The sequence below is a fragment of the Rania fehmarnensis genome (genome assembly GCF_056494185.1).
Genome location: NZ_CM151398.1, coordinates 3,642,194 through 3,653,477, shown reverse-complemented (window position 1 = coordinate 3,653,477; position 11,284 = coordinate 3,642,194). Strand labels below are relative to the sequence as shown.

The window sequence follows — 11,284 nt, the reverse complement described above, 5'->3', positions numbered from 1 at the left end:
GAAATGCCCGAGGCCGATGGGCCAATCGGGTAGGACATGTTAGCTTGGTGGAAACCTAATCTTCTAGTGCGACCTGGAGCACGCATAGCGACTTGGCTCGGGCTTCGCTCAGGGCGTCGATCCAGGCCTGAACGAAGCTCTCAAAGTCGTCCGCTTCTTGAAAAATGTCGCCGTCGTCAAATTGGGGAAAGAACTTGCGCGCCAACTCAAAAATGCGCTCGGTTGCTAGCTGCTCCCAAATATCAAGAAGACTTTCTACTTGCTCGGTCGAGAAGACCCGCACGACGTCTCCCTCGTACCAGGTTTTTGGAAATGCGCTCTTGTCGGCTTGCATCTGGCTAGCGGGGATTGGCGGATTGGCGAAGAAGCGGTAATTTTCTGGATCCGATAAGTGCTTGTACATGAACAGCGGACCAAACAATGAGTCCGCTATTTCCATCTGCGCCCCGGTTAGCTTCGGGCGCACGGCGAGATAGATCAGCGTCGCATCCCATTCGCAGGTATAGTCGTAGTAATGGGGAAAATCGCCGGCGGCATTCACGGCCAGTCCCGGGTTATCTTCGTCACCAATCGCAACTTGAAAGAAAGTAGCTTCTTGCTTCTGCATGGCCGCTTCGCATTCCTGCATATCAAACAAGTAGATCGGGTAATACACATCCATTGAACTTTTCTTTCACAAAGCTGGCGGGAAGCAACAAGAACACATTAGCGACTTTAGCCACCAAAGCACAAGTGCCAGCCGCACCACGTTACGCGAGGTTTCCTGGAAACCACAATCGACGACTTGCATACTAGTATAGCCCAGCCCCTCACTGCAGAGGGCCTTTGCCACGGCCTGTAATTTCTGAGAGCATCAAATGAATGTGCTCTACTTCCTGCCCGTCTTGTCTTGGTTCCTGTCATCCTTGGATCTGATCGTGATGGTACTACCTGAGTCACCAACCAGTCACTGATCGCTGATGGCCACGCCGGCGACATAGCGAGCCAGATCGGAGATGGCGAGCTTCGGGCCCTCAGGCCTTTGTATCTCGGTAGTTAAAAGCTGTACGATCTCAGTCCATTAGGAGAGAATGGGAGCCCCTTCGATTAGACCGTGGCGTCATTGAGCAGCGACGGTAGAATAAACTACTGGATGGGCCGCCGGTGAATAGTTAAGCGGGAAGCTGCGCTGGCTAGGAGTGTGCTTGATGACGCGGTCTGTCCAACTATCGACGTCGCTTACCCCTGATGATCGGCTGCGACACATTCCGTACGCGTTCCGACACTCGAGCACGAAAAGGAAGACTATGTCGATGCCATCATGCGAGAAACGGGCGGCCGCGGAGTCGATGTCGTGTTCGACACCATAGGCGGCAACACCTTGTCGCGCTGCCCCGCCACGCTCGCACAACTTGGTCGCATCGTCACCATCGTCGACACTGCTCAGCCGCAAAACCTCGTTCAGGCTTGGGGCAAGAACGCGAGTTATCATTTCGTTTTCACAAGACAAAACCGCGGCAAGCTTGATGAGTTGAGCGCCTTGATAGAGCGCGGTTACCTGCGGCCACACGTTGGTGCCGTCTATTCGCTAGCCGACATTCCGCTCGCCCATGCCCGGCTGGAGAGTCGCAACAACGGTGTTCAAGGAAAGATCGCAATTGAAGTTCAAAGGCCTTTGGGTGGCACTGGCTATGCGTAGCATTGCCAGTGCCACCCAGAGCTCTTAACGCCATGCTATTGCACCACCTAAAAGCTGCTCGATCTCAGTACATTGGGGGAGAAGGGGGAGAACTGGGGCTCGTTGCATTAGTTTACACATGAAGCAATCGTTGCAGCGAAACAATTTGTGTGGTGCATTCTGCTGCAAACACTTCCACTTCGGTAACGAACCCCCTCCCGGAGCCTAGCTTAACGCTGGCTCCGACCTCCCCCAAGCAAAGCTTGGGAGAGGTTACATAAAGCCCTCCGTAAAACTGACTTAAAAGCTGTACGATCTCAGTTGCTACATTGGGGGAGAAGCGAGAATCGGGCGGCGATGGCTTTAACATTTTCTGGAAGATACTAGACGATCGTGCGTACTTATAGGGTTCCCACTGCACGCGTTCCCCCTCCTAGAAGCCATCTTCATGAGTCGCCGCTCTTCCTCGCAGCACGCATCCAATCGAGCCAAGCTTCGCAAACTGCTCCACAAAGTCGCCAGGCCGATGACGCTCGAGTCGCTCGAACCTCGGCAGATGTTAACGGCCGGCACCGATCCGTTGATCTACATCCCGGGCTTCGGGGGCACCTTTGCTCGCGATGAAACCACCAGCGGGCTGACCGAATGGTACTCCAACCGAGGGCTCGCTCCAGCCAAACTCGCGCTCGAACCGTTCTCGGGTGTCAATCAAAACATCATCAAGTCGCTGGAGAACGTCGGCTATACCTCGACGGGACCAGGACAGAACTTGTTCGTGGGTTTATGGGATTGGCGCTTGCCCATCTCGCGCGTGGATTCCACCGCTCTGTCGGCGCCTGATGGAGTCTTATCAAATGCTTCCGTGGCGACCATCACCGATAACGTCTTCGCAACCGGCTTGGATTACTTCGGCAATCTCTTAGCCCAAGTCAAAACGCTCTACCCGTCAGCCACCAAGGTGGATGTGATTGCCCACAGCGCAGGTGGTTTGATCGCCCGCAGTTATATCCAAAGCAACGTGTACGCCCAAGGAGGTCTGCCGGCTATCGATGACCTGGTTATGGTCGGCGTTCCCAATCAAGGCGTCTCGGACGTTTGGAATCTCACGCGTAATAACTGGGAATCGGAATCGACACCCAGTATGACTAGCCAGATTGTCGAGCGTGCCTACGACTTGATGCGCAGCGGAACTGCCCTCAACGTAGTTGGCGTGCCGGGTTCCGTCATCAACAACCCGAATATCTCTCTGACTTCGTTCGTGCAGCAATATGTGGGTTCACTCAAACAACTCTTGCCCACCTATGCGGCTATCGATGAAAACAACGACGGTCTCTTTGAGCCGCTCAGCAGTGCCGTGCCTGCCGGCAATACACTGGTCAATGATCTGCTGACCGACCTCAATGCGCCACCCACATCACCGGCAGGCGCCGATAAAAATGCGTGGCTCAGCCGCGTTGGTCGCACGAACATTGTTTACAGCACCGAACTCGACACAAACGATCGACTGATCAAACGAGTTGGGCCTGCCGCCGATGGATTCTCCAGCGATGAATTGCTTTCCTTTACGAACATCGTGGGCGTTAGCCCGACCGCGGGTCAAGTTTGGTATGAAAGCGTACCATCTGGCCATGGTGGCGATGGCGTCGTCTCCAGTTTCTCGTCGATCGATCCGTTTATCGAAGATGCCCGCATCGGGGGCAAGCTGCGTTTGACCCCGATCAAGTCGGCGGCGGCTGGTGGTGATGTTAATCACTATGCGCTCTTGGCCAATCCACTATCCCAAAACAAAATTCTCTCCGCCGTTGGTGCCACGAACTTCACTGCGGCCAATCTCGAGACAACGCTGGTCAAATCCGCCGCCGCCTCAGCCGCTAAGTCGATCGCGCTCGGCATCGTGCGACCGGTCGATGCTCTCCAAACCGCAGCCCTGCGATTCAAAGACTTTTTGTCTCAGGCCAAATCGCAAGGTCCGCTGGCCGGCACAGTTGCTTATGTCAATACGCAGCTATCAACTCTATTACCTATCGAACAGCTTTGGCAAGATCGTGTGGTGACACCGCTCAGTACGCTCCTGAGCACCAATGCATCGGCCACACTGAACGAGATCGCAGCCGCTTTGGGGCCGGCGGTAACTGTGCAAGCCGACACAGCCAACGAGAAGTCGCTGAAGTTCACCTTCAATGCGACGCATTTCACCGGTGGTATACCAACGATCAATGTCGGTAGCTTGAATCTCGGTCCGTCTGCGACTCTCAACAGTGGTGGCTTTACCTTCACAGGCAATTTGCAATTGGAAGGTGTGCTAGGTCTGGATCTGACGCACAGCGATGATTTCGGTCAATCACTATTCGTGCGTGATCTCTTTCTGGAGTTAGGCGGCACTGCCTCGATTCCCGATCTCGACGCGAGTATCACGCTGGGTAGCGTGACGGCAAGCGTCGAAAATGGCCACTTCAGTTTAGATGCCAAAGCCCGCGTGGCCTTGCAGAGCCCGCAAGGTGGTAGCCAGGTAACCTTGGACGATATTGTCGATGGCCTGTCTGACCTACGCGGCCTGGTGGCCATTACTCCGACTGCGGCGCTCGACCTGCGTTTGCCGCTGAACCTGACCAATAGTGCGACGAGCTTCAACCTGGCCAACTTCGGTCGACCAGTTGTCAGTGCCGCTTCACAAAACCTGTTCGCTGGCCGACCCGATGTTGTCATCGATCTCGAGATCGGTCCAGCCATTCAAGATCAGTTGCTAAACGTCATGGCATCGCTCGATGCGGCCGCGGATCGTATATCCAATCAAGCATTTTTGAATAAAGTCATCCCAGGCGTTGGTCAGTCGCTCAATGGCATACTGCGGAGCAGTCCGAGTTCAACTGCGGGTTGGGGCGATCTGATCAAGCTTGAACAGGCGGCCTCTAATTACTTCAGCAGCTTTGATCCTAGCAGCCAAAACTTCTTAGCCACGAACATTGGTAAGAAGCCGTCCGTACTCGACCTCCGCACTGCCTTAACCAATAAGATCCAACAAGTTTCTTCCACTGGATTCTCAATCGGCGGCGGCGCTTCACCTATTTCGCTTTCAGGTGGAGTAGACCTGGCGACCAACCAGTTGAACTTCAAGCTGGCGGTCAATGGAACTTTTAATCGCGATTTCAATTTCGATCTGAGCGCTTTGGATGTTGACTGGAACAAGTACGGCATCGAGTTCAATGCCAACGCCATGATCAACGTCAACACCAACATCGACATGCAGGCTCAGTTCGGCGTGTCCTTGAGCCGAGCGACTGGCATCGATCCCTACTTCTCGCTCGATCGCTTTAACATCAATGCGTCGGTCGATGGAGCCGGATCGTCGATTGGATTTGCTCTAGCGGGCGGTACGGTCACTGGCAATGTCACTGCCAATTCACTTTTGATTGCTGCCGGGGCGTCGATTGTACTTGTGAATTCGGCTGCGCCGATTTCGGATCGACTGTCGATTACACCGACGAGTTCCTTGGACTTGAACTTTGCATTTAATGCCACGCTCTTTGGTGCACCAATCGCCACCGCTCCCAATTTGCCAAACATTCGCGTTGTCGATTCCAATCTATTCGATGCAGTGGCCCCAACCTTCACTGCCAACATGGGTTCGCTCGAACTCAGCTTATCATCGGACATTGTTGTGGGTGCCCTGGTCAAGTTGGCCGAGTGGCTGGAGAGCGCCAGCGGTAGCAGCGTACTGGCCTCGAAAATCCCGCTGGTCAACAAAACGATTGGTGAGGTGTTAGCCACCGCCGCCGAGCCACGGCAATTTGATAGTCACCAGATTCTGGAAGTTACCGCTCTCACCACCGCAGACGGCTTTCGACAGTTCACTGCGCGACTCAATACAGGCGGTCGCTCAGCCGCTGCGCTCGGTATCCGCCCAGGCGATGTCGTGACATTCCTCGCCACCAATGGCGAACGTTATGCTGCCGAAGTTGCCACGCTGGAAGACGAACTGGTCACGATTCAGTATCCAGACAACCGCACGGACCAGCCAGACTTGGTCAATCCATCTTTGATCTTCCAAGTTGGTGGTACTTTAGCCGATACACTGCGAGCTGCACTGGCCAAGTACTCGGATCCAAGTGTGCTGGCACCGTCGCTCGGCGATTTGCTGAACGAGTTAGCAGGACCCCTGGGCATTAATTTTGCCAACATCAGTTACAACTCGACAACCAAGCTCCTAACCTTTACACCGACCTTTACCCCTAAGCCGCTGCAATTCAAATCGAAACTCGACTTTGGCGACGAAATTCCTGGCTTGAGCTTTAGCGCATCGGGTGAATTTCTGATTACGGCTGCACCGACCATTCGTTTACCATTGGAAATCAACCTGGCTTTGAATAGTGGGCTAACGCCCACCAATCGCGTCGCGATCATCGACGATGCTGAACCCGAAGTACGCCTGGCTATCTCAGCCCAACTCGACAATCCACAAGCTCGCGCTTCATTGGGCTTTGTGACCGTCCGCTTGAGCGAAGATGCTACACCCGACAACAAGGGTATCCTGTTTACCACCAACCTCGCGCTGAACATCAAAGATCCAGGCGTAGGTCCGGCTGCCAATAGTCGCGCCACCATTAGTGAGTTGCTAACACCGAGCAATCTTTCGACCACTTTCATACCCAGCGTCGGTGGCGCCTTCGATATCGATGGCCTGGTGATTCGTCCAGAAGTTGCCGGCACGCCAATACCTGGTTCCATTTCCATTTTCACAACCACCACGGCCGGTGGCAGCACACGTGGACCGGCTCCCTATAACAGCCTGGCTGAACTGGGCAGTTTGTTCGACAAGATCACCATTAATAACTCGATCGGTTCGTTCACTTCGCTGACTCCCGAGTCGGTGGTCACCATGTTCGTCCAACTCGGCAACTCGGTACAAGAGATCGCGGCCGAGTTGGATGTCCCCGATGGCATTCCGTTTGTTAAAGATGCAATCAGCGGTGTCGTCGACTTTACTAAAACGGCCCAAGACTTCGCGCGCCAGCTCTATTTCAATCCAAAGTTGATCGGCGCCAGTGATATTGCTGTCACCAATGGTCGCTTGACCGCTGATGCAACCTTTATGGTACGCATCGAAGGGGGCGAGCCGCTCTTTATCACCATCCCAGCCAGCGCCACTGCAACCAATAACTCGATCGACGATCTCTACGCGGATATCAATCAAACGTTAGCCAGTCTCGACCTGGACGACAAATTAATCGCCGAGCGTCAAGAACCGTTTACTTCGACCTCCATCACATTAGCGGATATCACGTCCAGTCCCGTGCCGTCTTATGTTGAACCACTGCCTGTGGGCTTCAGCCGCTATCGCGTTACGTTCAGCTCGGGTGAAAACCTGTTCAGCTTGGGCATTCGCGTGGGAGATGTCATTCAGTATCTCGATACAACTGGCAATATTCAGTCGGCTTCAATTGATGCCATGTCCCTAACCGCCATTGATATGCGATTCGCCGACACACAAGCGGCCCCGAGTATGGCAGCGGATCGGGCCGTCAACATCTACGATCCCGATGATGCTAACAAACTGACTTTGCGCACGACCAGCCCCACGGCCGGTATATCGCTCGAGTTAAACACTGTTCAAATCACGGCGATTTCGGACTTGCCGAGCCAGGTCAGCGAAGACTTGACGTTTGAACTGGAGATTGATGGCAGTCCCATCAGCGTCACCATTCCCGCCGCCTCAACTCGGCAAAACAGTCAACCCGTAGACATGATCGGCAGTATCAACCAGGCGTTCAACAAAGCCACCTTTGCCGGCGCGGGCCTGGATCAGAAGTTGCGAGCCGTGTTGATTGGCTCGCGCGTGCGACTGGTCAGCATCGATAGCGCTACCATCGAATTGAATATCAACGGCGCTGAACTCTTAGGTTTTCTTGATAGCCAATCTAAGGATATTAACACGGCCCAAACCGAATTGGGTTTGGGTGAGAACCAAGTCGAGTCCGACGGCGAAGGTGGTTCAGCCGATGGTTTCCGCGATGGCATGTTGGCCAGCCCCACTTTCCGCGTCGATACGATTCAAGATTTAGTGCATGTACTGAATGGCCTGATTCAACAACAGTTCGCCGGTCTGCCGTTCACTGCTTCGCTGAACTACTCAGCCTCACCTGTGCGCACGGTGACGTTCAACCTGGCTATGGGTACCACCTTTACCCAGAGTGTCGGTCTGAATTTTGATCAAGGCTTGGATGTTGGCTTTACACAGTTGAGCGTCGCGGGCAACGTCGATGCCACCATCACTGCCAATGCGGGTGTCGAACTGACTGTGGGCCTCGATTTAGATGCCATCGGTTCTGGCCAGGTGGTGAGCGCGACCACACCGCTTTCGAGTTTAGATAAAGGCCGCGGCGTTCAAGTCAAAGTTGGGCGTCTGGGCACCCCTGTGAACTCAAGCGGTCGAGGTACTACGGCTTCAAGCATGACATTGGCCTTGACGCTCAACCGGGCAGGCGGTGCCAGCAACGATATCAGCGTAACGATTCCAGCCGCACAAGTGGCTGATAACACCAGCCTCACTGACCTGGCGCGCGATCTCTCCGATGCGCTACGGGCGGTCAGTATTCCTGGGCTGACGACGGTCGGTGGCATCGCGCCGATCGAAGTGCAAGCTCTCGATGGCAAATTGCTGATCGTGGCCAATGCCAAATCGATCAATGGCTTTACGATTCGCACCGGTACTTCCGCATTTCTAGGATTTGCGGTTGGTCAAACGAGCAATCAACCCGACCTGGTGGTCGAACTACGAAATGGCAATACGTTTACGGTCGATTTGGACTTCAGCCAAACTCTGGGCGATATCAAATCCAAGATCGAAGCCGCGGCGGGTGGACCCAACATTTTAGAAGTGACCTTTGTCGGGGATGCAGTCCAACTGCGAGACAAGACCACGCCAGTGGGCGACAACAAGTTTCGCGTTATGGCAGCCAGCGACGAAAACGGTATCAGCCCCATCGGTTCCATCTTGGGCATCATCACCGAAGTGATTCCTGCAAGTGATGACCCCAGTACGCCCGCCAATGAAACCAATGACGGCGACATGTTGTTAGGCATACCGCTGTTGGCCGCACCCATCACCGATCAGTTCTACATTAAGACTGGCAGCAGCAAAGCCTTCGCCAACGTAAGTATCGAAGCGGAGAACATTGATCTAATTGCTTCGCTGGGCATCTTGGATTTGGCCATCGTGGGCGGCATGGTGGACTTCAGTATCAATGCATCACTAACCCTAAGCGACGTTGACAATCCGGACACGCCGACCAATGAAAGTACCGATGGCAAGTTGCGCCTGAGCGATTTTAGCACAGCTGGCTTTGGTGATATTCTCACGCCTTCGTTCACCTACGGTGGCTTGACCAGCCTGCCCATCGATGGCTCGCTACTGACCTTCTTGCCACCACAGTTTCTGCCGGGCGGATCGTCGCCGCTGTCCATCGAAGTCAGCCTGGCCAATCAGCCTAGCTCGCTCAAACCCAGATTGCAGTTTCAAGTCAACAATCTAGAGACTGCTCTGTCCAGTTTCAAAGACTTCTCGGTCGCTGACCTGGTTGGTGTCATTCAGCGTGTGGTCGAACTGCTGCAAAACAGCGATCTGCAAGGCCTGAATACGGTTGTGCCGGTCGTCAACAAAACGCCCAATGAAATCCTGGATGTTGTGGGCAGCCTGGCCGATGCGGCGGCCGAGCTGTTAGGTGGCCCTGATCAAGAGTTGATCGATGCCAAGATCGCCGAGTTAGAAGATTTGTTAGTGGATCTCGGTGGAACACCGGAACAAATCGATGAAGTGCGCGAGCAACTCGCGCAAACAAAATCGGCTGCTAATCCGAATCACGTCTTCCGCCTTTCGCTCACTCAAGCGCCACCTGTCGCTGACCCAGCCGACATACCAGTGGATTCAGCTGCAGGCGAGGTCTTCGACGAATTGACTCGACTGTTTGGTCCCAATGTCGTCGATTCGGTCACGGGCGAGCGTGGCGGACCCTTTACGGTAACGTTTAACCGCACGCTCGGGGACGTGGCCTCGCTCAAAGGCACAAGTACCACGGGAGCTACCGTTCAAACGCGCACCTTAACTCCGGGTTTAGCCAACACGACCAGCGAGGTTCAACAACTTACGTTTGTGACCACTGGGCCATTGATCGCCGCCACAACGTTGCTGCGCAAGACCTTGCTGGCCATGCCTGGCACAGTAGCTGGCCGCAACGACATGAACGCTACCCTGGCTGAGTTGAGCGGCGCGATCGCTTCGCAAGCCAACCTCGGCAAGATCATCGGTGATGCCATCAAGGAACGTCTGGGACTGCCCGAAGGAGCTTTTCAATTAGAGTTGCAATTCGTCGATGCTGACACCAACCTCGCCGGCTTCCAAGCAGCCGCTGTAATACGCTTAGACATCAACAAAACGATTACCAAGAACGTAGGCTTTGATCTCGACCTGCCCGATCTCGGACCCGTTACTGTTAAAACCGGTGGGAACGTCGACTTTACCGTAGTAGCGGATCTTGATCTTGATTTTGCATTCCGCTTTGGAACGTTTACTCCCTACTTACTCAAGTCGACTTCCATCGTCCTGAGCACTTCGATCAACTCGGCGGTCTCTTTGACCGCAGGCATTGGCGGCATCGAAGGCAATCTCACGGGCCAAATGCGCCTGCGCGGTTCGACGGAAACGCCGATCGGCAATGGGCTGACGCAATTCCAATTACCCGTGGTGGCCTTAGATAACCTGGTTGTGGTCACACGCAATGGCGTTGTATTGAAACGCGGTAATGCGTTGACTGACGTCGGCGTAGACTACATCTTGGAAACCAATGTTTCACCAGCACGATTGCGATTCAAGACCGCGACTACTGGTGGCACAAGAGTCGAGTATGCCACGGCGACTAGTCCCGCGAATGCGTCCATTAACATCAACGTTCAGAATCTAGCCCCTACCGAAGTTAACACCATCGGCGGGCTACCATTTTCGCAGGTCTTTTCATCTGCGATTCCACTGGCCAATAAATTTGGCTTCGCACTTAACGGCATGGCGATCGCATCGCTAGATGCCAGCCTGTTAGGTCAATCGATCGATGACGCCGTCACCGTCGTGGTGGGTTTGAAGAATCCAGGATCGCCCGATTTACGATTTGATGGTGTCAAGAACTACATCAACAGCTTGACCGACCTGAGCGGCATGAATCTGCAGCAGTTGGTCGCCGGCGCGCGCTCTGTGGTCAGTCTGCTCGAGTCGGGTTTGAAAGATGACTTGCTGCAGAAGATGCCTCTGGTAGGTGATAATGTCAATTTAGACAATACGTTTGTCGGCGATCTGAAAACCATGATCGACAGGCTGGAGACGCTGCTCAATCAGGTCTCGGGCAGCGTGGACTCGCTCAAGTTCCAGATTCAATCTTCGATCTTTAATGCGTTGGGACCTGCTGGCGCGAATGTTCTGCAGCTGAATCCACTTCTGCATGATGATCCCAACGTCGACAACAGTAGCGAGCGGGCCGACGCCCGCGATGTGGATATCGTCATCCCCAACCCGGTTACGACTGCGCCGGCCGATCTCGAGTTTGCCATTAATCTGACCATCGGTGGCAGCGATCGATTCGAAGC

2 protein-coding genes and 1 pseudogene (1 of these 3 only partly in view) are annotated in these 11,284 nt (G+C 54.2%); 2 read left to right on the top strand and 1 reads right to left on the bottom strand.

What is annotated here, in order from left to right:
- Positions 1–55: 55 nt before the first annotated feature.
- Positions 56–607 carry a hypothetical protein gene (locus SH573x_RS12275; protein ID WP_479355407.1) on the bottom strand — a complete coding sequence of 184 codons (552 nt, stop codon included), beginning with the start codon at positions 605–607 and terminating at the stop codon, positions 56–58.
- Between the two features lie 678 nt (positions 608–1,285).
- On the opposite strand from SH573x_RS12275, the pseudogene SH573x_RS12270 reads away from it, so the two are divergent.
- A pseudogene (locus SH573x_RS12270) lies at positions 1,286–1,678 on the top strand (zinc-binding dehydrogenase); the annotation flags it as partial.
- 427 nt (positions 1,679–2,105) lie between these two features.
- A protein-coding gene (locus SH573x_RS12265) for a LamG-like jellyroll fold domain-containing protein (RefSeq protein ID WP_479355405.1) crosses the window boundary here: on the top strand, positions 2,106–11,284 show its beginning. 21,502 nt of this gene lie beyond the right edge of the window; the window shows 9,179 of its 30,681 coding nt (coding positions 1–9,179); the start codon lies at positions 2,106–2,108; the stop codon falls past the right edge of the window.

Excerpts from the sequence above, each read along its gene's own strand:
- SH573x_RS12275 (WP_479355407.1), bottom strand. The coding sequence starts at position 607 with ATGCAGAAGCAAGAAGCTACTTTCTTTCAAGTTGCGATTGGTGACGAA.